19 protein-coding genes are annotated in these 24,260 nt (G+C 46.5%); 2 read left to right on the forward strand and 17 right to left on the reverse strand.

Annotation, left to right across the window (positions count from 1 at the left end):
- Nucleotides 1-47: 47 nt before the first annotated feature.
- The 16 genes from IH879_00325 to IH879_00400 all read right to left on the reverse strand — a co-directional run bounded on the left by IH879_00325 (nucleotide 48) and on the right by IH879_00400 (nucleotide 20,745).
- Entirely contained in the window at nucleotides 48-1,655 is a 1,608-nt protein-coding gene (locus IH879_00325) for a bifunctional 3-(3-hydroxy-phenyl)propionate/3-hydroxycinnamic acid hydroxylase (GenBank protein MCH7673378.1), read from the reverse strand.
- Nucleotides 1,656-1,677: 22 nt separating this feature from the next.
- Nucleotides 1,678-3,249, reverse strand: coding sequence for a GMC family oxidoreductase (locus IH879_00330; GenBank protein ID MCH7673379.1), 1,572 nt, complete (start codon nucleotides 3,247-3,249; stop codon nucleotides 1,678-1,680).
- Nucleotides 3,246-6,668 (reverse strand): GMC family oxidoreductase N-terminal domain-containing protein, encoded by a 3,423-nt coding sequence (locus tag IH879_00335; protein ID MCH7673380.1) that lies wholly within the window; start codon nucleotides 6,666-6,668, stop codon nucleotides 3,246-3,248. The genes IH879_00330 and IH879_00335 overlap by 4 nt, the downstream gene beginning before the upstream one ends.
- Nucleotides 6,669-6,679: 11 nt before the next feature.
- Nucleotides 6,680-9,304 (reverse strand): protein kinase, encoded by a 2,625-nt coding sequence (locus IH879_00340; protein ID MCH7673381.1) that lies wholly within the window; start codon nucleotides 9,302-9,304, stop codon nucleotides 6,680-6,682.
- A gap of 3 nt (nucleotides 9,305-9,307) precedes the next feature.
- Nucleotides 9,308-10,417 (reverse strand): ATP-binding protein, encoded by a 1,110-nt coding sequence (locus IH879_00345; GenBank protein MCH7673382.1) that lies wholly within the window; start codon nucleotides 10,415-10,417, stop codon nucleotides 9,308-9,310.
- Complete coding sequence (locus tag IH879_00350) at nucleotides 10,417-11,727, reverse strand: transporter (protein MCH7673383.1); 1,311 nt, start codon at nucleotides 11,725-11,727, stop codon at nucleotides 10,417-10,419. The genes IH879_00345 and IH879_00350 overlap by 1 nt, the downstream gene beginning before the upstream one ends.
- A 23-nt stretch (nucleotides 11,728-11,750) precedes the next feature.
- Nucleotides 11,751-14,201: a hypothetical protein gene (locus IH879_00355; protein ID MCH7673384.1), complete on the reverse strand. Its 2,451-nt coding sequence runs from the start codon at nucleotides 14,199-14,201 to the stop codon at nucleotides 11,751-11,753.
- 301 nt (nucleotides 14,202-14,502) lie between these two features.
- The gene (locus IH879_00360) at nucleotides 14,503-14,850 is read right to left on the reverse strand and encodes a hypothetical protein (protein MCH7673385.1); all 348 of its coding nucleotides are present in this window, start codon (nucleotides 14,848-14,850) and stop codon (nucleotides 14,503-14,505) included.
- A gap of 74 nt (nucleotides 14,851-14,924) precedes the next feature.
- The gene (locus IH879_00365) at nucleotides 14,925-15,206 is read right to left on the reverse strand and encodes a 4-phosphopantetheinyl transferase family protein (GenBank protein MCH7673386.1); all 282 of its coding nucleotides are present in this window, start codon (nucleotides 15,204-15,206) and stop codon (nucleotides 14,925-14,927) included.
- Complete coding sequence (locus IH879_00370) at nucleotides 15,187-15,936, reverse strand: 1-acyl-sn-glycerol-3-phosphate acyltransferase (protein ID MCH7673387.1); 750 nt, start codon at nucleotides 15,934-15,936, stop codon at nucleotides 15,187-15,189. The genes IH879_00365 and IH879_00370 overlap by 20 nt, the downstream gene beginning before the upstream one ends.
- 16 nt (nucleotides 15,937-15,952) lie before the next feature.
- Nucleotides 15,953-16,198: an acyl carrier protein gene (locus IH879_00375; protein MCH7673388.1), complete on the reverse strand. Its 246-nt coding sequence runs from the start codon at nucleotides 16,196-16,198 to the stop codon at nucleotides 15,953-15,955.
- 51 nt (nucleotides 16,199-16,249) lie between these two features.
- A complete protein-coding gene (locus tag IH879_00380) occupies nucleotides 16,250-17,527 on the reverse strand; it encodes a beta-ketoacyl-[acyl-carrier-protein] synthase family protein (GenBank protein ID MCH7673389.1) in 1,278 nt (425 codons plus the stop codon).
- Nucleotides 17,524-17,982 (reverse strand): beta-hydroxyacyl-ACP dehydratase, encoded by a 459-nt coding sequence (locus IH879_00385; GenBank protein ID MCH7673390.1) that lies wholly within the window; start codon nucleotides 17,980-17,982, stop codon nucleotides 17,524-17,526. The genes IH879_00380 and IH879_00385 overlap by 4 nt, the downstream gene beginning before the upstream one ends.
- 97 nt (nucleotides 17,983-18,079) lie before the next feature.
- A complete protein-coding gene (gene fabA, locus IH879_00390; protein ID MCH7673391.1) occupies nucleotides 18,080-18,673 on the reverse strand; it encodes a bifunctional 3-hydroxydecanoyl-ACP dehydratase/trans-2-decenoyl-ACP isomerase in 594 nt (197 codons plus the stop codon).
- An 81-nt stretch (nucleotides 18,674-18,754) separates the two neighbouring features.
- Nucleotides 18,755-19,732 carry a ketoacyl-ACP synthase III gene (locus tag IH879_00395; protein ID MCH7673392.1) on the reverse strand — a complete coding sequence of 326 codons (978 nt, stop codon included), beginning with the start codon at nucleotides 19,730-19,732 and terminating at the stop codon, nucleotides 18,755-18,757.
- A 68-nt stretch (nucleotides 19,733-19,800) separates the two neighbouring features.
- A complete protein-coding gene (locus tag IH879_00400) occupies nucleotides 19,801-20,745 on the reverse strand; it encodes an SDR family oxidoreductase (protein MCH7673393.1) in 945 nt (314 codons plus the stop codon).
- A gap of 473 nt (nucleotides 20,746-21,218) precedes the next feature.
- On the opposite strand from IH879_00400, the gene IH879_00405 reads away from it, so the two are divergent.
- Both IH879_00405 and IH879_00410 read left to right on the forward strand, forming a co-directional pair.
- Nucleotides 21,219-21,695, forward strand: coding sequence for a hypothetical protein (locus IH879_00405; protein MCH7673394.1), 477 nt, complete (start codon nucleotides 21,219-21,221; stop codon nucleotides 21,693-21,695).
- Between the two features lie 66 nt (nucleotides 21,696-21,761).
- Complete coding sequence (locus IH879_00410; protein MCH7673395.1) at nucleotides 21,762-23,687, forward strand: protein kinase; 1,926 nt, start codon at nucleotides 21,762-21,764, stop codon at nucleotides 23,685-23,687.
- Nucleotides 23,688-23,712: 25 nt separating this feature from the next.
- Here IH879_00410 and IH879_00415 read toward each other — a convergent pair whose 3' ends face one another.
- Complete coding sequence (locus IH879_00415) at nucleotides 23,713-24,156, reverse strand: MOSC domain-containing protein (protein MCH7673396.1); 444 nt, start codon at nucleotides 24,154-24,156, stop codon at nucleotides 23,713-23,715.
- Nucleotides 24,157-24,260 lie beyond the last annotated feature (104 nt).

Consider the following 24,260-nt stretch of genomic DNA (forward strand, 5'->3'; position numbering starts at 1 on the left):
CCCTTGTCTTCGTAGATAGTTCCATGTGGCAGGCTCGCTGAATTTAACTACGAGACCTGGCCATCCGGAAACAGAGACTGCCGGAGTTCCTGGGTAGCGCTGCTGGCAGTGTTGGCGTTGAAGACCGCAAAAACATAGCGATCTGGCCTAAGAACCACAAGATTCACCTGGAATCTATCGAACCAGGCTGCGAGCTTGCTCTCCAGGTCAGCCACGACTGCAAGGCCATCTTCAGGCCCTGGCTGTTCCGTTGCCCCGATGATCCGGACAAACCTGGTCGACAGGTTCTCCCAAAAAGCTTGCGACTCTGTAGTTATCACGCAGCGAGGATCAACCTCCAGGCCGAGAACAGCGAAGCCGTGGCCCAGCACCTCATCCAGCAGAACGCTCTCCTCATCTGTCGTGCGCACTTTTGGTTGAATGAATAGTTTGCCCCGGGCCGCACGTGATTGTTGCTGGCGGTCGCTAGCAACCAAACCACCACGAAAGCTTGCCTCTGGCCTGAATTCTCCACTTCTTACCTTGCGGCCAATGGTAGGTACAAACTTGAGAAGACGGAAGAATAGGTTGCGAATCCAGGCAACAGTTCGGCTCTCGGTTTGTAAAATACGACCGAAATTAACTGACATTCTGGTCATTCTCTGAACGTGAGGTTTTCGTTCGATTTGGTAGGACTGCAGGATCGCGGGGTCGGCATGACCACGAAGAACGAGCGCCATCTTCCAACTCAAATTACTAACATCGCGAATCCCTGAGTTCATGCCGGTGCCACCAAACGGTGGCGTGAGGTGTGCCGCATCGCCGGCCAGGAAAACCCGCCCAGCAGTCCACTTGTCTGCGATACGGGCATGGTAGATGTACACGGACTTGCGGATCAGCTCCACATCTCCTAAATCCACCCAGGGAGCTAACAGCGCTCTGACCGTTTCGAGCTGTTCCATTTGCTCCTGGGTTTCCCCAGTCTTGAGCATGAACTGCCAGCGATGATGGTTGAACGCCATCGGATAGGTAACAACCGGACGCTTCGGATCACAGATGAATTGGAGATTTGACGGATACTTAGATGGATCATCAATCTTGACATCGACAACAAGCCATTGCTGGAAGGTCTTTCCAATCAACTCCGCACCTATCTGATGACGCACAATGCTACGACCTCCATCACATCCCAGCAGGTACTTTGCTCTGACCTCGTAAACTTTATCGGTACCATGGTCTCGCACGACGACGGTAACTCCTTCGCCAGAGTCAGAAAATGACTCTGCTTCGTTTCCCAGTCGAACTTCAACACAGGGAAATCGGTCAACGCCTTCGCGCAGCGTTTTTTCGATAAATGGCTGATAGAGGAGTATGAACACATGGAACCCGTAGCCGAAATCGGTGCTACGTACTTCCAGGAATGGTTTGCCAACACCATCCAGAAACTGTAAAAGATTCTGGGGCAGCAGTTTGGGCATGAGCAGATCTGACAAATGGATCGACTGCCAAATGCGCATCGATTCATCATCGCAAGTTCCTGCACGCGGCAACCGGTAAACGGCATCATCACGTTCGAGCACCAGGGTGCGGATGCCAAGTTGGCCAAACAAGTTTGCAGCCGTCGTGCCAACGGGGCCATACCCCGCGAGGATAATGTCATAGTCCGGGGTCGTCATACTGAATGTCCTCCCTTCTTCATTATGAATCTTTGTAACTTTCAACCACGGCTTCCGCCGTCTGCTCCGAGATAGCGGAAATGGTCATGCAGGGGTGAAACCCCAGTGATGAGGGAATCATGGACCCATCAGCGACGTATAAGCCGGGGTAGCCATGTACTTCTCCCGCGGAGGAAACAACACCCTCTTCGGGTGAATCAGAGAGATTGCATCCGCCGAGTGGGTGCACGGTGAGAATTCGTTTAAAGATGGTCCAGGTGACCAGTGGGGCAAATGTTCCGCCATAAATATCGCTTACTTCCTGCATACTTGCAATCATCTTCTCCACCAACTCGTGGTTCTCACGAGCATAATTCCACGTAATATCGAGATTTCCCTTTTTCAACCGGATCTGACCGTTGGCATTATCCCGTCCAATCGCAAAAAGGTTGGTCATTCTGGCAGGATCACCAGCGTTGGGCATAGACGCTTTACCCGGTTTACTCAACAGTCCTTTCTTAAATGCCCAAATGAGAATGGACGCCATCTTATGCCACAGTATCGGCGACAGAAAACGCAGCCAACCGTGGTTGGGCTGGCCCATAGCAGCCAAAACTTTCATCACCGGTTGACTGAAGCTAGGCGCGGCCATGGTGAACTGAGGCGCCTCGTCAAAATAGCGCATCACGGAAGTGACATCCGGCCCTTTCCATGGTTCGAGGTCGATCTCACTATTCTGAATGGACCCAAGAAAATCACCATTTCCTGAGAAACCGCTGCCCAGTTTTGCACTAAGCTTGGGCAGGGTTCTGAATACATCACGACTCTGGAGTAGAATCTTGTTGGTTCCTAGAGTACCCGCTGAGAGAACCGTACGTGAGGCATCAACACTGCCCGCTTTATCGGTTCCCACGTCTTTATAATGCACGCGATAGCCCGATTGCAAAGGCTCAATATGCATGACGTTGATGCCGGTTTGGATGCGAGCGCCCAACTGCTCGGCCTTCGCAAGATAGGTTAGATCCAGCGAGTTTTTTGCTCCGTACTGACATCCAAATTCGCACTCCGCTACCATGCGGCAAGCCTCCCGGTCTGGCCCGCCAGGCTCTTGCCAACTCACTGCCTGGTCTGGATCGAAAACATCTCGATTTAGCTTCTTAGCTGCTTGTCGAAAGATGTCGCGTTTCGGCAATGAGACGTCTGCCGGCACCGGTGCGATGCCCAGCATATCTGCGACCTTATCGTAGTATGGATCAAGACTCGCGCGGTTAATTAAGCGCGGCCATTTGGGATCTTCAAACACCACAGCGTCCGGTCGGATATGGATATTGGCGTAAATCAAAGATCCACCGCCAACGCCGCTTGCAACAATGGTTCCTATGCCGGAGAAAAAGTCCAATTCATACAAGCCCCGAAAATCCGATTGTTTCGGGTAACGCCAAAACAAGCTCTTGACATCGGTGACGTCTCTGGGGAATTCGCCGGGTTTGTAGCGTTTGCCGCGCTCCAAAACCAGCACGGATTTGCCGGCCTCCGCCAAACGTAAAGCATTTATGGAACCACCGAATCCAGAACCGATGACGACTGCATCGTACTGATGTGGAGAATTATTCATGATTTTGTTTCTTCCAGTTGATTTAAGATGTGGGGATAAACATCGCGCACGGCATTCTTGCCATAAATGCAGTCGATGTGCCCATAATCCGGAATCACGAAACGCTTGTAAAGATCTGCTCCATTCTGGTCACGCAACAGGTTGTAGGTGATTTCGGTGCTCTCGGGCAAGTAGCATTCGTTTTCCTCACCCGAAATGAAAGTAATCGGTATCGCCATGCGCTCAAGATGGGGCAGATAACTATCCTCTCCTTGAAGATTGACCAGGTGCCCTTTACGAGACATAAGCGCGAGGTGTTCGAAGGAAGTAATATTGGCCACTCCAAACAACTCATGCAAGTTGTCATGTGTCAGGCGGTTTAACTGGTCGTGCTCATATAGCTGACCGTACAGGAAAGCGATGCGGTGGCAAACCGGATTGTTGCAGCGCTCTTCTTTTTGGATCGGATAAAATTTCAGAGCTTCGTTAAACAACTTGTCCGGCCACTTAGCGTCTTTGGCCGTATAAGCGTTGAGTGATTTTATCCCCATTTTAGCCAGGAAGCTAGGTGTATGTAGACCGGTCTTCATCCTTGATAGGAAGGGCAGCTTCATGTGGGTAGACACTTGCGAACAGACCGCCGCGCGGACCCCTTGCAGCCAGCCGCCAAGCATGGACATAGACCAGGTTGTCGATCCGTAGCAATGAACCACCATCTGTACACTTTTCGCAGCAGTGATCTCAAGAACGGCATCGACTGCCCTGGGGTAGTCGTACTTGGCTATCACGTCCCCGCTGAATTGTGCATGCGCAGCTGGGAGCTCAATACTGGCGCGATAATCCAGCAGCCAAACGTCATATTCATGGGCGAAGAGATACTCAACCAGATTCGTGTCGTAAGTATCCATCGAGAAAATACGACTGGACACACCCAATCCGTGTGAAAGTATGACCGGGCCTTTTGAGCCCCCCTGGTAACGAGTCAGACGAAGCGTTACCTGATCCTGGGTCTTGATATCGAAGACCTCGGGTGCAGAGGCACGCAACGGACGTTTTTTACGGGGGGCAGCATCTGGATTGAAATAATTCTGCCCGGCGAAGATACCACCGAAAGTGTCAAAAAGCCTCCCGGCAAAAAATGTCCCAAATTGCGCATTGTACTTCAAACACTGCGCCAAACTGCTGGTGTTGGTCACCTTAAGCGTTCGCATCTGCTTCATAAAATCCATCGCCCTGATCTTCAGCACACCCTTGCCGAACACCGGACCTCCTTCATTTTCGCCCTCATAGATTGTGATATAGAGCGTCGTAGTATCGCTCCAAAGATCAAAACCTGGGTCATCTCGAATCTCTTTGAACCCCTTCAGATAATAATCCTGACCCTCTTGCGAACTCAATTTCATATCATAACGCATCAGGCGAGTTTCGATCTCGTCGGGATGTTCGGTCAGGAGATTAAAAACACCCTCAGTCACCGTTAAGGCTGCTGTAGAAAGGGCAGGAGCGCTGACAGTACCTATTAGCGTTGCCTGGTGTCTCTCATCCTGAAGCATTAGTTCAAGATCATTGGAAATGACGGTGACGGTAAACTCAAAAGTCGAGCCCTCTGTCTTACCAAGTTCAGCAGCCCTTTGATAGTCTTCCTTGATTTTGGTTGAGAAATAGCCCACCATGGTCTCGGTGAACTGAATTCCCACTTTAGATGGTAGCACGGCTTTCGGTGCTCGCGATGGCAAATCGTAATTGATTCTCCAACCGTGGTCATTGGCAATTAACGCGACATTACGTTCAGCAATTGCGGAGATCGTCAAGAGAGGATTGGTCCCTAGTGACGTCGGAATAACTGAGCCATCGAGCACGTACAAGCCTCGGTGAACCTCATCACTTTCTTTTGACGCGAATACCTGACCTTTGTGATTCACCACACCGTCTGATGACTGTTCAGCCATAATACAACCGCCCAGGGGATGAACGGTGACCAAATTATGACCTAATAGTTTTGTCCATGTCGGATTTGGCACATACGTTCCCCCCAGCGCTTCTGTCGCCTTGATAAGACGCTTCTTTGCTTTTATGAAAATCTCGTCCTTACCGATCCCCGGCCAGGTAATGCGCAATCTGTCATCTTGAAGCGTCATGACTCCTCCACAACCATCATGGCACATAACAAGATAAGTTTGTGTATTATTGACCGCGCCACGGTAGGCACTTCCCAGGAAAACACTTTCCAATTCTCGTTTTTTCTCACCGAGGAAGTCTAACAACCCTTCATCGGTATCTTCACCAATGAATTTGCTGGCAGTTGAAAACAGCAGGGGTAAAATCGCCGACATTGCTCCAGGAATCGTGCCGTCTTCAATACACATGCCTTCTTTATAATCTTCACTGCTTTTGCGCGTATCGATGATGCTGGTAATACAAGGCCCAACGGGGTTATCAGCATCTGGAGTACGATTTCCCCAGCCGATGCCGTTTATCTTTTCATCATTATTATAAGCGAAAGCGATCATATCACCATTTCCACTAAAATGCTTGCCAAGCATATCCGACGCGGTTAACCCGTTTTGTTTTGAACGCAGTAAAATTTCCGTACTACCCAGCGTCCCGGCTGCCAGGATAACGATGTCTGCCCGGACGAACAAAGTGGAAGCATCGAATTTTTCCCGTCCCATGCCGGTTGCCTTGAAATGCACGACCCATTTGCCCGCTTGCTTCTCTAGGTAGCGAATATTCACTTCCGTAAAAATATCAGCACCATGGTTCCTGGCGTCGGGCAGGTAGTTCATCTGCACCGTATTCTTAGCAGTGTGGTTACAACCAGAGGTACAATCGCCACACAAAATGCAAGGAGATTGTTCCACTCCGACATGATTCAGGCCGTCCTTGTTTTCCTCGAATGTAACTGCAATGGGAGTTCGATAAAAATCCTCTTTCATATACTTTGCAGATTTTTCGTGCGCGGAGAGTTTTTTCAAAGACGGCAACTTGTCTGGATACGGTACGGGTTTCAACATTTCCCGGGCTCGCTTGAAACCGGCCGCCACGCCGTCGTTGAGGTCCTGCACCAGCGCTTTTGGCCACGCCGGATTTTGAAAGACCCGGGGGTCAGCCTCGATAGCAACATTCGCGTTAATCAAGGAGGTACCACCAAGGCCACAACCTACCAAGACATTTATGTCATCATTGGTATGGAAGTCGAAAAGATTCGTTTCAGAGCCAGAGTGGCCTTTTGGTGTATCGTACTGCGAGTTTGCAGCGGCTTCAGGTAGGGTACTGGGAAAATCGCCTGGAAAGAACTCTTTTCCTCGTTCCAATACACAGACCTGCTGCCCAGCCCTGGCAAGACGCGATGCGGCGATCCCGCCGCCATAGCCGGATCCGATCACCACAACTGTGTAATGATTCTTGATGTTTTCGATGGGTAGAGATAGACGTGACATGATATTGATCCTCAAAGATTCCAGAACAGAAATTTCTTCTTTTTCCGTGCCATTTTTGCACTATATCGCTCAAGAATGAATTCTTCGAATAGGGAAGAAAATACCAACGACTGTTTTTTATTCACTTTGGCGTAGCCCCCCTTGATTAAATTCGTCAACACATATTTTTGGGCATTAGGAACTTTTTCACGCTGGCACAGGCATAACAAAACATCGCGTTGGTCATCATCGCAGGTATCCCAAATCTGCTGGAAATGCACCCTTGCCTCGTCCAAAAACTCCTCCTTCACCCGCTCAAAAGTGGCGTCCGTGATACTTTCGTTACTTCTGACGTATTCGAACAGGACGGCACAGGCCATCTGAATAAAAAATGGATAATAGCCCGCGATATCAAAGACGAACGGTGCATAATATTCCAGGGAGTATCCTAATTCTTGAGAGGGACCCGTTATCAATTCCAGCGCCTCTTGCTGGCTAAAGTGCGATAGGGTTGTGTTGGAGAAGATATTAAAAAACGGAGAGTCAGAAATCGCGCGACTGTGGCACAGCGTCTGGAGGTTCCTCCCCGACGAAACAACATACCCAATGTTGTAATTGTTGGCGATGGAGCGGAGAAAGGAGTAGAACTCCGTGTCAAATTTTTGGTTTTGGGTGATGCTCTCAAATTCATCAAACAGCATAATGATATTTAAGCCATGCTCATCATAGGCTGTTACCACCTTCTTAAAGCCCTCATAGTCGGGTTGGACATCCAGGGCCAGTCCACCTCTGGACTCATCTAAGAGAAATGCATAAATAGATTGAAAGAATGTTGGGATGTCAATGCCACGCTTTTCCTGAAAATCGATGAAGACGAACCGGTAATCGTTGGGCCTTTGTAAATATGTCATCCGAATTTTCGGATGACATAGATAATTGAGCAGGGAGGATTTGCCGATTCTTCTCTCGCCCACAATGGAAACAGACTGGGGTCTTGACGATCCGATCCTGGAAAAAATCTTGGAAACTTCGCTTTTGCGTCCGTAGAACTCATCTATGTTTTTGATCTTGACCCGATTCATATAGGGGTTTTTGAGTCCTTTTGCGAATCCCTTCTCTTCCCCCTCCACATCCAGCGGCGGCGTCAATGTGATTGTCGGTGGCAGGTCGCTTTTTCCCCTGTCAGATGTTTTTTCCCTGATTAATTCATCCTCTTGCCATTGGAGTCGGTAGATATCGATTTTTTCGCTTTTGCCTTTCAATAGCTCATTGCAAACAAAAGCCAGGGCGAATTCAGAGTTATCCTTGACTTTCTGAAAGACACTATCTGACAATAGTATTTCGTTGGCAGTCGCCCTCTGTTCGACGCGCGCAGCGACATTGACGATATCGCCGTAGACGTCGTTTTTTTCAATCATAGCCCGGCCGAAATGCAACGCGATTCGAATGGCAATTCGATCCTCCTCCGGTTGAGCCAACGTCTGTTTACGCAGCACTTTCTGCATTGCGATGCTACAACGACAGCCATTCGCTGCTTCTGTGAAATAGGCCAAAATGGCGTCGCCACTGGTTTTGATCATGTGACCGCTGTGCTGTTCGATGAGAGGGGTCATAAGGCGAGTGTAGCGGTGCAGCATGGCACGCCCGGACACATCCCCCTTTTGCTCAAAGTAGGCCACTGAGCTAACAACGTCACTGAACATAATCGTAACGTCTTTTGTGTACTTGCTCACAATGATGTCGTCTATTTTCCGCCTCTGCGATAACAAATCTCTAATGTTGTCCACTCCAGCTTTGAAGTTCGAGGGGGATTCGAGTCCCACATTTCCTCCACTGCTTGCGCCTTCGTCCATCTCAAGACGACGCTGAATCGTGTGCAGCTCCGAGATCATTTCACGCACCGTGCCGTACCGTTCCTCTCGTTTTTTCTTCAACGCTTTTTCAATAATTTTGTACAAATCATCCGGTACGTCGGGGAGAGGCTCCGGTTCTTCGTTAATAATCGAGTAGACCACCTCGACTGGGTGATTGCCACTGAAAGCAAGCCGCCCGCTCAAAAGTTCATAAAAAACAGCTCCCAATGAAAAGATGTCCGAAGCCTGGTCAACTTCCTCCCCTCTTGCCTGCTCTGGCGACATATAATGTACCGTGCCTATTTGAGTTCCGAGTGTGGTCAGATCGCCGAGGTTCTTGAGTTTGGCCAAGCCAAAATCCACGATCTTCACCCTCACATCGCGGCCGATCATGATGTTTTCCGGCTTGATGTCTCGATGCACAATATCAGCTTCATGTGCTGTGCTGAGACCCTGGCAAACTTGCAGGATTATATCGAGGCTCTCATTCAGAGAGAATTTTTGCTTATCGATGTAATGGCGGAGGGATTCACCCTGGATATACTCCATCGATATGTAGATTCGACCTTCGAATTCGTCGATTTCGTAGACGACGACAATATTGGGATGAGTCAACGCTGCAGCCGCTCGCGCTTCCCGTTCAAAACGTGCCTTGTTCTTGTCGTTTTCGTACAACTGCTGGAACAAAAACTTGAGCGCCACTTTACGATGAAGTTTGCTATCCTCGGCAAGATAAACCTCTCCCATGCCGCCCTGACCCAATTTCTCCAGTATTTTATAATGGGATATGGTTTTTCCGATCATGATCTAAGAGTCGTTTATTGCGCTTCTACTGAAACTGCCTTGCAGCTTCCTTAGCCAGCGCGAGAACCGTCCACGCTCTGGCAACCCGGTGCCGTTTATTTCTGCAACTAACTTCTTAAATACCGGTGAATATAGCTGAGGGCGATCGCCGGTCATAACAACATAATTCCGTCTGACGAGATCATCAAGGACGTATACTTTGGCTTTGTCAATTCGCTTTGACTTCATTAGGAGTTTGAAGATTTCCTTCTGGTCGTCGTTAAACGATTGCCATAAGGATTTGAAATAGCTTTCAACTTCAGCGCAAAACCTGGCCTCCCACACCCTCAGGTCAGCCGGCTCAAGGCTGGCACGCGCCACCTTCATATCAAAAAGGATACTGCAAGCCGCTTGCAGCATAAAGGGAAAATGGCCAGCCATATTGAGGATCAGCTTGCGTTCGGAATTCACGGATAGACCGGCTCTATGAAATGGTTCCTCTATGAGCTGTATCGCTTCATCTTGTTCAAAGGGCTTCAGGGTGACATTTGTAAAAATGTTAAAGAATGGCGATTCCTCTATATCTTTGGAAACACAGAGTTTTTGTAAATCCATAAAAGATGACGTGACAAAAGCCAGATTGAAGTTATTCGCCAATGAACGCAAGAATGAAAAAAACTCGAGCGGAAAAGTTTCGTTTTGAGTAATCAGATGAAAATCATCGAAGAACAGGATGATCTTCTTGTCTTTTTGATTCAGGTTTTCGATGATGCTCTTGAACAAATCATAACTGGGTTCGGCTTCTCTGATCTCAGTTATCACTTTGGTTTTTTGAGAAATACCGTTGCATAGAGAGATGTAGAAATTTTTAAAGGAGAGGTTCCTTTCCAACCTGATGGGCATATAAAAGTAGATATAGTCATCAGGGTTCTTAAGCCACGTTCGTCTCGTCTCTTCGAGCGCCAGATACCACAAGAGGGAAGATTTCCCAATCTTTGGCTCACCAACGACTGAGATAGACTGCGGGCGGTCCGCGCCAATACGTGAGTAAATCTTCGTAAGCACATTGGTCCGTCCAAAGAAAAGATCGCGGTTTGTAACAGGGCTTTTGTAATCGTAAAGGTTTTGCATCATTAGAAACCGAGCTGAAAACCCACCGTTGCAATAAAGTCTGATCTCAGCCCACCAGCATTGAGAGGAACTATTATATTGCCAATCAAGATAAACTCTGGCTTGGGGTTAAACTTTAGACCCAGTGAAGCATTCAGGTTATGGTCATGAGAAAAACTGGGAATATTCGTCAACATCACTTCCCGCACGGCATTCCCGGCCGGTCGCTCTAAGGTGACGGACTTTCCGAATCGCAGCTCTTCAATTTCATCGCCGATTTCGAATTCGCCCAGGAAATCTACAGATAATGTCAGCCATGTTGCCAACTTTTGATCATAACCGACAAAAAGTTCGATTTCATCGGGATCGAGATCGTTGTTTCGGCGGTCGTAGGTCAAATTCAGGTGGGGTCCAAAATTCCCAATAATGGCCGAGGCGATCAGCATCGCCCGAAAACTTGAGTGGCCAGTGCCCAGGAAGTTTTCTTCATCGCCCGTTGCGGCACGATACTCAAGCAAGCCCGCGAGACCAAGCGTCTTCCCGCGAAGAAAGCTATACTTGGCACGAAGAGCGATATCACCGATGCCCGCATCATCATCATTTAGAGAAGTTGGCCTCAGCGATAGGATGGGGTCCGACGGGGTACCGCCGGGAAAACTATGGTTTGCCGTATCGTTGCTAACAAAGGTGAAGCTATTTATTCGAGCGATGGGATCAGCGTTTACACTGACATTGACGAACGGCACAGCAATGCTGATATCAAAATGATTCGTGATGCCCGCCGTCAGGTTGAACGAAACAATGGTCGCGTTCAAATCCAAATTCATGAAAAGATCAATGGTATCGAATTCATTGTCAGAGTCGCCAAGGCCGGGCGCTCCCACATCCTGGTGGGTAAAGGTAAAGCGAATGTCTTCAGTCTTGAGACCCCGGAGTTTAGAGAAGTTGAGAACACTTAGGTTGAGCCCCAGACTGAACCGGCCCTTGCCCAAGGTTTGCGCTCGTTCAGAAAAGATTGGGCCCATGCTCGTAGTCGTACTCACGGGCTGACCGGTACTAAAATCGAAGGTCAAACCAGCTTCAGTAGAACCGAGTGGAAAGGAGGCGATATTTGCAGCAATGAAGCTGGCAAATGAGTTTATGGTCGCCTCGCTCAACGCCACGTTGTCCGCCCTAAAATGGGTCCCGTGTTCCCCGGGGCCGGCGAGTTCGATCTCCAGAACTTCACCGAAGATATTACCTATTTTATCCCGTAAACTTTGGCCAACAACGGTCTGTGACGGAGCCAGCGCTACAATAAGCCACACCGCCACAACCAATCGATTTGAGTGCATTTTTCTCCTCCTTTTGTTTTCGGTTACCCACCTCGGCTGATGTTAGAGATAAGCCAAGTAGTGCTTGCTTCAGCGAGTTGAATCTGCCATGTAAAGCGATTGTCAGAATTGACGAAGCCACTATACTTCAGGCGAACATCTACAGAAGTCGTAACGCCATTTTCGCGAAAGGTAAATTTCTCGATCGACAATTGGGCTTCAATATTATCCACGGTTTTGAACACCTGAGACCATTGTGTTTCCATCTTTTTAGTGAAGTTCACATAGAGACTTTTTAACGACTGAATATCCTTATTTTCCAGAGCTTGTCCATATTGGGCAATTACAGATCGGATATTTTTTATTTGGCCTTTGCGCACGACGATACTGGCTTCATAAAATTGTTGAGCTCGTCGATAGCTCTGGACAGCCGCGGTAGCGTCCCCACTTTGCAATTGCGACTCGCCGTTCCTTTCCGCCTTTGCGGCCTGCTGATAGTCATCCAAAAATACATACTGTTCGTCAAGCTGGCCCTTTATTTTCTGGAGACTCTTCCGAAGTGCCTCGGCTTGTGTGGCAAAGTTGGCGGAAGCCGTACGTGCTTCTGCGGCGGCAGATAAGTATAGTTGCTGGGCGTGCTGAAAATCGGTACTCGCCGTCTGAAACCGCTTTTTAGAAAAGGAGCGTCTCGCTGCTCTCTCTTTTTGCCTGGCGGCGTTAAAAGACTTTTCCGCAAGCGCGGCCGCGGAAACCTTTTCTGCTGCCGTTTTGGCACTGCTCATCCTATTCCGCCAGCTTATTGCCTGGCTTTGAGCAGCGGCCGTTCGACTCCTGGCATCCTCTCCCGCTTTAACACGGGCCTGCTCGATTGCTTCCTCTTTTTCAGCGCGATCGACCGATTCTTCGAATTTTTCTTTGGCGCGCTGGAACAAATCTATTGCACTGGTATAATCAAGCTGATCAAAAACTGTAAGCCCTTGTTGTTTCAACTGCAAACCGGAGTCAAAGGATGCTTCGGCATACTTGGAAGCATTTTTCTGAACGGCTTGCTCCTCGGCGATCTCCATGGCTTCTCGCGCTTTCCCTGCCGACTCCAGATCGTTCAATTCAGCCGGAGGTTCTGCGGTCTTGATTTCGGACGGTGGTATGATAGTTTGAAACCGCTCCTTTAGCTCCGGCAGAAACCGCGTTATCAGGATACCGAACAAAGTGGCAACCACGACGACTACCGGCCATTTTCTCCGTCTCCTTTTCGTCGGGCCACGACTTGTCTGGCTTGGAATACCTTGGTCGGTACTGACTTCCACTGGCGCCCTTTTCTCTTCGGTTAGGTCAGACCCGACATCTTTGATAACGCTCCAGATCGAGTGATCACGTTTTATCCACCCTCTAAAGAGATCCATCTTGAAACTGTAGCCGTCGTCAGTCTTATTGACAAACTGACTGTGGAACAGACTTTCCAGAGTCGTGTTGATGGCTTGTACACTTGCATTAATACCGAGCTCGCGTTTTTTGCATCGTTTTTCGATCTGCTTGGCTTCTACGGAGGTATTCTCATCTTTCAGCAATTCCGCCATAAGAGAAAGAACGAGTTTCTTATTATTGGACAGGCTGTTCCAGAAGTAGATCATCTGAGGGAGAGGGTTTTCCATGATTTCATCAGCGATCACTTTCAAATCTTGCTTGTCGACGTGATTTTTTTCCTTGTCATTCAAATGATCAACAATGTTCTGACAAACCACCTGGGTATAAAATGGCTGTCCGGCAGTGAGCCGGCGGATGGCGTCAAGGGCATCATCTTCATAGCTCACATAGTCCGGAACTGGCTCCGTAATCAATCGCAGCGTATCTCGCTCAGAGAGAAAACTGACATTACGATAGAGGGACTTGGGAAGCATGATCGACCAGTATTTGCTTTCCCGGTCATCTAACCGCGTCGAGCCGGTCAAAATATAAGAGACTTTGCGTTCGCTCTCCAGGATGCCGGCCAAGAAAGGGACCAAATTTGCGCTTAGACTGCCTTCATCGATTTTCGATTCGATCAACTCGTACTCATCAATCAGAAAGAGTATCTTCTTATCCGGATTGAGCGTTTGCACATCATCGAGTAGCTTGTCGAATACTTTGTAGGGATTTTCCTTTTGGGACAGGAAATCATAGTCGTTAAGATCGATCTTGTCATCCTGCAGACATTTGACGGTTTCCTTGGCGACTTTTTCGAAAAACTCCGCGTCATTTTTTAGACCGGCCATGGTTTGCATGTCCACCAGAATGGGAAGAAAGCTCGTCCCCAATTCTCCATTTAAGATTTGAAACAAAATAGAAGTTTTTCCGCTTCGCCGTTCCCCACAGAATACGATGACAAAACTCTGATCCCCCGCCTCGAGTTTGCGTTTTACAAAATCAAAGTCGTCAGCTCGGCCATAGAACATCTCTCTGGATTTAATAGGGTTGCCGACAATGTACGGATTGGGAATGGGCTTGAATTCAGACATAGAGTGTTCTTGTAGAAGGTTCACAAAGAAGCTTAAGCCGCGAGCCCAATAATGCCCGAGCTGCTGTCTTCGCTTCGGAATGAGTACTTTGTTTAGACACCAAAGACGGGTTAGGTCCTGTCGATTAAACAAACATAATTTTTCAACTTGCCATCTCGATCACCGATGGCAAGCGGAGACCAGAAAAATATCTCAATTTAAAAGTACGAAAAGTTCAACATCATGTCAATAAAAATATAGGTTTTCTAAGGCATGGGGACTAAGTAAGTAGCACAACATTTCTTACAGAGAATCTGGGAAACTAATGAGCTTGACAGCTTATTACCTTTGCCCCCTGTTTAATACTAAAACAGAATCCTAGCCACAACCCATGGTGAGACAGGCTGATATCAATTTCAGTCTGTTTATTATCCAATAATAGAAAAGGCGGTTGCGGCCTACGTGCTTTAGAAGGACGAATAATTTGCAGCCGCGATGGCGCAACTTTTAGTTCTTTTGCTACTAATTTCTTGCAATGAAAGCGTACCAGAGCCGATTCCGCATGATGGATTGAAACGAGTTCTTCTTTTGTAAAATGTTCCGACCAACTGTTCGGATTTTGCCAATCCTTTAACTCAGAATGCGTTACCTGATGCACCTTTTCGCTCAATAAATAGTTTGGCAGCTCACTGGTATTTGCATGCGCGCCAACGGCATGAATGTAATTTATATTGGTAGCTAATTCTATTTGAAATTGCCGCGCATCATAAACAACTTCAAATTTAGACTTTGATTTCGAAATTTTTTGTATGAAAAGACCGGAGGCCTGGTTATTTTTGAAATGATTTTGTAGGCAGTTTCTTTGGCTGCCCAGAACATCCAGAGGGTTAAATCAGGATTTTCTGAGAGCGAAATAGCGGATTTTTCTTCACGGCTGAAAACTCTTTCAACAAAGCGGGCACTATAAAATTTACCTGTGATGCCCGCTTCGTTTAAATCAACAATATCATTGCCTAACAGTAGCAAAATAAGCCTGTTCCATGAGTCCAAGCTTGCTTATTATTTGGATGGCGACATCCCTTGTAGCGCGTAAACCAGAGTACCTGCTCCGGGGTCTTATGAGTTCCATATCGACATAGAAACGTGCGCCTCGAGGCGGAATGCTGCTGTATTCTTCTTGATTATGGCCACGTAAATACACACACAAGACATTGCAATCTGTAAACTTATTTACTAATCTACCAACACCGTAAGTGAGACTACCCAAATCAATTCTACCGGTTCTACTTCTACTGCCTTCGGGAAAGACAGTTATTGTATGGCCTTTTTTGAGAAGGTAGATTACTTTATCGAGAGATTTTTTTACGGCGCTTCTGCTACCACCTCGATCAATTGGAACACAACTACCGAGATAGCATAAAATCCGTAAAATAAAATTTTGATGGATGTTAGCCCGCTCTGGTAAATTCCATGAGAAAATTTTAAAAGAGCGCATATAGGAAAATATTGAAGCCAGACTCCAGTTCAAGATAACCGAATCTATTTTTGTAAGGTGATTTGAACACACAATTATTGGACCTTCCACGCTTCGCTTAAGTTGTTTATAATGTCTACGAATTTCACGCAATTGTTGAACTTTATATCTGCAAACGAAACGCATGAAAGCAATGTAAAACGTACCCCAAAACGGAAAGGTGATCCAGCCAACAAGGTACTGAATTTTCAAAGCAAACTTTTCTTTGAACTTCAAGTCCATAACACAAACTCACTACTCATATTTTAGCCAAAATCAAATTCACACCATCTCCAACAGTGGTTACGTTGTCTGCATCATCATCGTCAACTTCAATGTCAAATACATCTTCAAAATCAAGTACAATGTCTACCAGTCTGGCAGAATTTATTTTTAACTCATCTAAAATTGACGTCTCCATTGAAATGTTTTCCATTTTAATTTCAGCTTTACTATATTTGCTCAAAATATCGACGATTTTTTTAAAGACTTCATCTTTAGTCATTTTTAAAATCTCCTTAAGGATGTTTAAATATCTTTTTGTTTTTTTTATTGTTTACGCTTGCCATTTTTTGAACAAAACACAGGCATTAACATCGCCAAAGCCGAAGCTGGCCTTTGCCTGAATTTTCAGTTCCGGCGTTTCTCTGGTTTGCTGGACGATGCTGTCGGAATATGGCAATAATTCTGCATGCAAATCTTCACAATTAACCGACCCATGAACAAAGCCTTTGTACACCTGAAGTACACATGCTATGGATTCCAAACCACCTGCCGCGCCCAGGCAATGGCCGAGCAGCGATTTGGTAGCATTTATAAGTGGGAAATTCCGTTCAGCTCTGCCCAATGCTTTTGCCCAGTTTTTAATTTCATGCGGATCGGCAAATGTGGCTGTTAAATGCCCGTTGATAGCGTCTACCTGGCTGCCTTCGATCCCGGCATCAATCAGGGCATTCTGAACACATCGCTGAACACCGACTGGGTTTGGAGCAGTCATACTGCCGCCCATTCTGTGGCCGCCACAATTGATAGCTCCACCAATGATTTCAGCATAAATTTCTGCGCCGCGTTCCAGGGCGCTGTCCAAACTTTCAATCATTAAAATTCCGGCGCCGGCGCCTGGAATAAACCCAGCGGCACTTGCACTCATGGGACGGGATGCTTTAACAGGTTCTTCGTTGCGCGTCCGGGTTAAGACCCGCATAGCATCAAACCCGGCCCAGATATAGGGTGAAGCGCCTTCCGCTCCACCTGCTAACATGCGTCGAGCCCGACCATGCCGGATTCTGTACATCGCATCGAGAATGGCCTCCGTACCGGTACTGCAGGCACAGCTATTGGTTGTTACTTGATTTCCCAATCCCAGCAGGCCGCCTATTTTTGCGGAGACGCCGCTTGCCATCACTTGTTCAACAGCGGTGCTGCCAAGGCGTCGACTTTTACCAGCATCTGTTAAGGGAATAAGTTTGTCACCTATTGTATCCATCCCCCCAATTCCGGTACCGATGATGGCGCCGGCATCCCAATCCACTTGCTCCGAATCATCTTCAGGCACCTCAAGACCAGCATCTTGCCAAGCGTCGATTGCTGAAATTGCTGCATACTTAATGCTTGAATTCATTGCCAGTAGTTGTTCCTCGGTGAAATAACGCGAACAAATATCATCAAGTTTCTGCGGAACCCCTGCTACTTGGCAGCCAAATTTTAATTCTTCAAGCTCTGGGATAAACCTGATACCGGATTCACCTTTTTTCAATGCTGTTTCAAACGCTTCAATACCGTGACCGTTCGGCGCAATAACTCCAAGCCCTGTAACGACAACTCTATTTTTCATCTTTGTCTGACCCCCATTCCCGCGATTGTGCCGCTGCAAACGACCTTGCCATTGTTCAAAGTAATTTCAGCCTCAACCTTGAGTTTTAAACGGCGAAAATATATCTGCTTAGCGCGAATTACAACTCTATCTCCCGGCCGTACCAGACCGGTGAATTCAACTTCGGCTTCTGTGAAGAAAGTAAGAGTTTTTTGAATTTCGTCGCGCGTCATTTGTTTAGAAGCCAAATAAATTCCATACGCCACAACCCCGGTTTGCGCCATTGTTTCAAGTAGGATCACCCCCGGTGTGACGGGATTGCCTGGGAAATGGCCGGCGTAAAATGTCTCGTCCGGTTTGAACTTATACGACGAAACAATGCCGTCGTCACTTAATTCAATTATATCGTCGATGAACCGGAATGGTGGCTGCTGTGGCACTAATTCCAATATATCTTCTTTGGTAAAATGATTCATGACTATTTAATTCATCATAGAAATTGAATTTCTTAATTGAAAACTTTGAAAGATACAAATTCTAATAAAAATATCAAATGATTTATTAAAATAAACGCTAAGATTTTCTTCTCATAATTCCGCCTAAAGAGTTTTTTGATTTATATGGATAATCTGTATAAGCGATTCCGGTAAAAATACCAACTTTTGCATCTTTAATAGAATAAATGTGTTCATCATCTACAAAGACGTTGCCGCTACCTATCACAAGCGACGTGTGCCCTCCCTGCAGAACTGTGTATCTTCTAACATTAATTTCAAAGCGCACCCGTGAATTATGCGGCCGGATCTGGCCGTCAAAATTAACTTCCTTGCACCCCAGAGCGCGGCCATTACCTTCGCTGCCACAACAGACACAATAAAACCCCAGCAATTGCCAAACCGCATCCATCCCCAGGCAACCTGGCTGCACCGGATCGCCGTTGAAGTGGCACTGAAAAAACCACTCATCGAGATGAACATCTTTTTCTGCGATCATGCTACCCTTGTTCCCACGCTTCTCTATTTCAAGCACGCGGTCAACCATTAAAAAAGGCGGGGCCGGCAACCTGGAGAATTCTGCCGGAGAATCTTCAACCAATTTGCCATAAGCAAATGCGATCAGCTCTTCTTTTGTAAAATGAGTTCTTTCGAGGAATTCTTTATATTTCATTTTGAAGAAATGCTTTTGTTAAAAAATAGTAGTCCTCAATGCTGGTTTCAAGATACTGGATTTTTGTTGAAACCTCAAACATCATAAAAATTCAATCGCCATGCTTGCCCAGGTCAATCCTGCGCCAACAACAATTAGGGCAAGCCTGTCTCCTTCTTTGAATTTATGCCAGTTTTGACTCAGGACGGTTGGCGCACCGGCCGCACCGGTATTGCCAAATTCATCCACATTAAAAAAGTGTTTGTTCTGAGGGATTTCGCATCTACTGCATACGGATTGCAGCATACACAAATTTGCCTGGTGTCCAATAAAATGAGGGCGTGCTTCCCGATATATTTCACCAATTTCCCTATAACATTTCGCTGTGCGTTTTATGGCAAATGTCTGAACAGTTACGCCATCCTGTTTAAAATAACCCATCCTGGGAATGGTCACTTTGTCCCATCCTTGAGGACTTGAAGTCATACTGTGAAAATCAACTTTAGCTTTTGCAGGCACTTTTGTAGAAACCACGGCAGCACTCGTCCCATCTCCCCACAAAACAGCCGTATTGCGATCGGTGTAATCGATTGAGCGTGTATTATTTTCCGGGGAAATCAATAAAATAAATTCCGGTGTTGCTTCCGGATTCATCATCGAAAGAAAATGTATTTGAGAACCGAAACTTGAACATGCAGAATTCAGATCAAAAGCATTGACTTCGATACCCAATTCCGCGGCAATCGTACAGGCCTCGGCAGGCGTAAGCGTTTCCGGAGAGCATCCGCCAGCGATAACCAGGCCGATCTGTTCTTTTTCAAGGCCGGCATTTTTAAGAGCCCTTTCACCAGCCAACTTTCCTGTAATTGCATTGCTGTAATCCGACGCTTCACTCGCTGCACGTGGATCGCGATTTCGGGTTTCTTTTATATAATCAAGCGACAGAACTGTGCGCCGGGTGCGAATGCCGACCCGCTCCATGATCCACTCATTGCTAGTTGCGATATCCAACTCTTCTAAAAATTTATTGTCTATCACATTGTCTGGGTGAAAATGCCCGAGTCCATGTATGTAAATCATAATTATTGTCCTTTTTGCAGCTAAATAACAAAAAATTGAGATTCAAAACAAAGGCTCTTAACTAAAAATCATCCACTAATATGCTCTCCACCGTCTACCCGAATGATATTGCCGTTGGCCCAGGCTGCTTCGTCCAAACACATCAGGTAAATGAAATTTGCCACGTCTTCAGGAGTGGTCATCCTATTAAAAGGATTGCACAGTTTCGCGGTTGCTTTCAGGTGAGTATTACCAGGGATTAAACGTAAAGCAGGAGTGTCTGTCACCCCTGCCTGAATAATATTGGCGCGTATGCCATAAGGCGCATATTCAACTGCAATAGAGCGGGCAATCGACTCCAGCACAACTTTGGCGGCGGAAACAGCAGCGTAGCCTCGCCAGGCAATTTCATTGCCCTCACTAGTAAGTCCCAGTACTCGCGCGTCCGCAGCAAACATCTTGCGCTTAAAAACTTCTTGTACCCAGGTTACCAAGCTGCTGCCCATGCTGTAAATTGTAAGCGCAAAGTCCTCATCCTTTAAAAGCTCCTCGTTATTGTACTTTGCGGGTGAAGCCACACCAAGCAGGTTTTCTTCGCCCTGGTCAAAGAGTCTATCAAAAGTTGATTGCAGAGAATCTTTCGAGACGCCCAGCTCCTGACTCAGTTTATTTAAGGATTGTTCATGTTTTTTGTGTTTTTCAGGATGCTCTTGAGAGAGGAGTTTCAGATTTCCATAAGCAATTGAGTGTAAAAGCATCCGAACCCGGCCGTCTGCGCCAAGGCTAGCTTGCAAACCATCCAAAGTTTCCTGAACGCCTTCCGGAGATAGCGCGTTGACATTGTATGTCAAAACTTGTACACCCGTATCTCGAATTTCCTGGTATTCCAGTTCGAGACGTTTCATCGCGCCTCTGCGATCGCGGTGCACAATACAAATGTTCATGCCATGCAGGCTTAACTTTTTAGCTGTCGCTAATCCGAATCCACTTGAACCACCTAAAATGAGCGCCCAATAGTCGGGGTCAAACCTCATCAAATCTATCCTTTATCAAATGAAAGTAAATTGAACCGTAAATAAATTCTGTCAAGTCCAGATTTTTGTGTAAATTCCAACTTACGCAAAAAGTTTTTGTTCATAGGCAGTTACGGGAAAATTGACAGCGAAGAGAAGCAGTAAACCAATAACGACGTTTCTTTTTCATTGTGACCTTCCTCTTTAAGTTGAGAATCGGAATGAGCATGAATATAAAAACTAAATGGTTTGGATACAAATATTATTTTTAAGATTTCTTAGAATTTTTCTAATCTGTCATAATAGTTTCACAAATTTTGCGACTCTGTTTTACAAATTCACACAAGTTTTTTTGAACCGCTGAAGTGTTCACTCAGGAGCATCTCCTAATAAAAACTTGTTTGTCAATTTCATTATTCATTTTCATTTTTGACTTTTCTTTTTATATTTAAGTATAAAGTTTGGTATTTTTAACTTCAACCAAGAGGGATTCCATGCTTGATAGACTTTATTTTTTCATACTGATTTTTTCAGTGATATTTTTTCAGAATAGCGGACACCGGGCATTTGCCCAAACACCAGAGAATTGTGAGCAAGAGCTTCGGCAAGCGACAGACCTATTTCGTTCGGCAAAATACGACTCAGCACTTTCTTTGCTCAATCTTTGTTTGCTGCAAAGGCAGCCGGTGCAGTTAGAAAAAGCCGAAGCTTATAAACTTTTGGGCAAAGTTAAAGTTGCTTTGGACGACGCCACTGGTGCAAAAGCGGCTTTCCTTGAAATGTTGTCATTGCAGCCCTTCATGGAGCTTGACTCAAAGCAAGAAACACCTGAGACCGTCAAGATTTTCAATGAAGTAAGGATTGAATTTTTGACTGCCAACCCAACGACGAAAGGCTCAAAAAACTGGCCCTGGATCGCCGTTTCAGGAGCTGTGGTTTTTACAGTTGCAGCCTTGCTCTTTTTAAAATAGCAGCGAAGACCTTGCAGGTTTCAAAAACCTGCAAGGTCTATACTTTTAACGAATAAATCTAAAAAAATGACCGCAAAAAATCCCTTCATAGCCGGAAACTGGGTGCGGGGGAAAAACTTTTTCGGCCGGCAAAAACTCATCAGCGAAATTCTGGAAGGCCGCCGGCATTATCTCTGGGTTGCGGGAACACGCAGAGTTGGCAAGACCTCTTTGTTGAAGCAACTCGAGTACTTGATCCTGCAAGGTGAGTCTTCGGACAAATATGTCTCTCTTTTTTGGGATATGCAGGGGAGTCGTGACCTGAACGGCTTAAAAGAGTCATTGTTGGAAAGCGTTGAGGACGCGGAGCCGCAATTTTCTCAGCTTGGCGTCGATGTCAGCCGGCTTGAGGAACAAGATTTATTTGGTATTCTGAGAACGCTGAAGCGGGCAGTCAAGGATGCTAATTCAAACTTAATGCTTCTCTGCGACGAAGTTGAGGAGCTCATCAATATCGAAAAAAACAATCCGGAGATTCTGCCAAAATTACGACGGTTCTTTCAGCGTGGTGACAATATTTATACAGTCCTTACTTCAACCAGGCGCTTGGGGATTCTTGAACAAACATCCATTCCGGACACGTCTCCCTTTTTGCACGGGTTCGTGCCGCCAATTTATTTGCCTCGTTTTGAACATGAAGATTCAGCTGCCTTAATCGGTCAGTGGAATTTTTCCGGGGACATTGTCGAAGAAATCATCGAAAAAACCGCTCATCACCCCTATCTGATTCAACTGCTTTGTACTCGCTTGATCGATTCAAACGATATCAGGAAAGTGATTGCCGAAATCAGCCAGGACGATATGATAAGCCACTTTTTCTCAGTGGATTTTCGAACACTGGAAAGCAGCGAAAAGGAAATACTCCTGTGTTTGCTTCAAAATAAAAAATTAACTTTAGGCAAGCTGCAAAGTCTTTGCGGCGAGTCGTCCGAAAAGCTTATTACGCAACTTTACCAACTCATGCAGCTCGGGTTTATAAAACAAACAGACCGCTATTACAGCATTTCAAATTACTTCTTTGGGCAGTGGCTTGAAAGAGAAAAGCAAAAACTTTATTCAGATTCAACTTTGAAACGAGCTGAAACACTTCCTGATTCTGATCCATCACTCACACCTGCCGCGGGATTGCCGGAAATCGGAGATAGTTTGGCTCAGCATAAAATTTTAGGAAAGCTGGGTTCCGGAGGCATGGGCGTCGTCTTTAAAGGCCGCGATCTGAAACTCAACCGGCTCGTGGCCCTAAAAATTCTGTCACCGGATTTAATGAATGACTTAGAATTAAGGCAGAGATTCATTATTGAAGCTCAGGCGGCGTCGGCGATGAACCATCAAAACATTTGTACAATTTATCAAACCGGTGAGGATGCGGGACTCAGCTTTATTTCGATGGAATATATCGACGGGCATAATTTGCGGGACTGGAGTCAAATCCATCGGGACATTCCGGGCAAATTGAATATCGCAATTCAAACCGGTAAAGGCTTTATTCACGCTCATTCTAAAGGTATCGTCCACCGGGATATTAAACCGGAGAATATCATGGTTACAAAAGAGGGGGTCGCAAAAATCACCGACTTCGGATTGGCCAAGACTCTCACGCCGGTCGACCCACACTTGACCAAATCCGGGACCACCCTGGGAACGCTGAGCTACATGTCGCCTGAACAAGCCAGCGGTTTAGACACGGATCATCGCGCGGACATCTTTTCTTTTGGAATCGTGCTTTATGAGTTATTTTCCGGGCAGCTGCCATTCTCAGGAAAATTTGAGCTCAGTGTTTTGTATTCCATTTTAAACGAAGATCCCGTGCCGATTTGTAAAGTCAATTCCGAGCTGCCTGAGGCGTTGGATAAAATTATATGGAAAGCGTTGCAGAAGGACAAAGCGAAACGGTATGAATCGATGAGTGAGTTGGTGGGTGAGTTGGAGCTGCTTTTGGAGAAAGGCCGCTGACTTTTTTGATTGCTGTGAATGATTTTTACTTATCCAGCCACTGAAGGGCATCTCCCACACAAATCTCTCCATCATCCAAAACCTCCGCATAAGCGCCGCCGCCCCAGTTATCCCACATCACATTTTTTAAACCCGGGCACGCCTCATCCATGCGCTCGCACGGCTTGGTTTCACCGGCGATTCGCAGCCGACAGGTACCGACTTGCAGAACTCGCCCTCGCGAATTAACAAGTGGCAGGCCGCTTACCAATAAATTAGCCCGCCGGGCCGAAGGTTCGACTGAGGCGCTAAGCTTTTCCATGTGACGCTGCCATACTTCCTCCTCGATAAGCGTGACCTGGCGTTTGCCGCCCTGGTTGGCATTATCTGCCAGACCTCTTCCGGCGACAAGAGAGGCGCAATTTTTTTTGTCCATTGGACCGAGCTTAAAACGCTTGATCCAGATGGCTTCGAGTTTGCCTTGACTCATAAAATGAATAAAAGAGAATGAATTTTGAAATGCAAGTAGATTGTAAATAAATTACTAATAAGTCAACTTAGTCAACTTTTTAAAAACACATTATGGAATTTGAA

The sequence above is a fragment of the candidate division KSB1 bacterium genome (genome assembly GCA_022562085.1).
In the GTDB taxonomy this organism is placed as follows: Bacteria; Zhuqueibacterota; Zhuqueibacteria; order Oceanimicrobiales; family Oceanimicrobiaceae; genus Oceanimicrobium.

Excerpts from the sequence above, each read along its gene's own strand:
- IH879_00385 (MCH7673390.1), bottom strand. The coding sequence starts at position 17,982 with ATGAATCATTTTACCAAAGAAGATATATTGGAATTAGTGCCACAGCAG.
- IH879_00415 (MCH7673396.1), bottom strand. The coding sequence starts at position 24,156 with ATGAGTCAAGGCAAACTCGAAGCCATCTGGATCAAGCGTTTTAAGCTC.
- IH879_00375 (MCH7673388.1), bottom strand. The coding sequence starts at position 16,198 with ATGACTAAAGATGAAGTCTTTAAAAAAATCGTCGATATTTTGAGCAAA.
- IH879_00370 (MCH7673387.1), bottom strand. The coding sequence starts at position 15,936 with ATGGACTTGAAGTTCAAAGAAAAGTTTGCTTTGAAAATTCAGTACCTT.
- IH879_00335 (MCH7673380.1), bottom strand. The coding sequence starts at position 6,668 with ATGTCACGTCTATCTCTACCCATCGAAAACATCAAGAATCATTACACA.
- IH879_00405 (MCH7673394.1), top strand. The coding sequence starts at position 21,219 with ATGCTTGATAGACTTTATTTTTTCATACTGATTTTTTCAGTGATATTT.
- IH879_00395 (MCH7673392.1), bottom strand. The coding sequence starts at position 19,732 with ATGATTTACATACATGGACTCGGGCATTTTCACCCAGACAATGTGATA.
- IH879_00400 (MCH7673393.1), bottom strand. The coding sequence starts at position 20,745 with ATGAGGTTTGACCCCGACTATTGGGCGCTCATTTTAGGTGGTTCAAGT.
- IH879_00355 (MCH7673384.1), bottom strand. The coding sequence starts at position 14,201 with ATGTCTGAATTCAAGCCCATTCCCAATCCGTACATTGTCGGCAACCCT.
- IH879_00410 (MCH7673395.1), top strand. The coding sequence starts at position 21,762 with ATGACCGCAAAAAATCCCTTCATAGCCGGAAACTGGGTGCGGGGGAAA.
- IH879_00325 (MCH7673378.1), bottom strand. The coding sequence starts at position 1,655 with ATGACGACCCCGGACTATGACATTATCCTCGCGGGGTATGGCCCCGTT.
- IH879_00350 (MCH7673383.1), bottom strand. The coding sequence starts at position 11,727 with ATGCACTCAAATCGATTGGTTGTGGCGGTGTGGCTTATTGTAGCGCTG.
- IH879_00380 (MCH7673389.1), bottom strand. The coding sequence starts at position 17,527 with ATGAAAAATAGAGTTGTCGTTACAGGGCTTGGAGTTATTGCGCCGAAC.
- IH879_00345 (MCH7673382.1), bottom strand. The coding sequence starts at position 10,417 with ATGATGCAAAACCTTTACGATTACAAAAGCCCTGTTACAAACCGCGAT.
- IH879_00330 (MCH7673379.1), bottom strand. The coding sequence starts at position 3,249 with ATGAATAATTCTCCACATCAGTACGATGCAGTCGTCATCGGTTCTGGA.
- fabA (MCH7673391.1), bottom strand. The coding sequence starts at position 18,673 with ATGAAATATAAAGAATTCCTCGAAAGAACTCATTTTACAAAAGAAGAG.
- IH879_00340 (MCH7673381.1), bottom strand. The coding sequence starts at position 9,304 with ATGATCGGAAAAACCATATCCCATTATAAAATACTGGAGAAATTGGGT.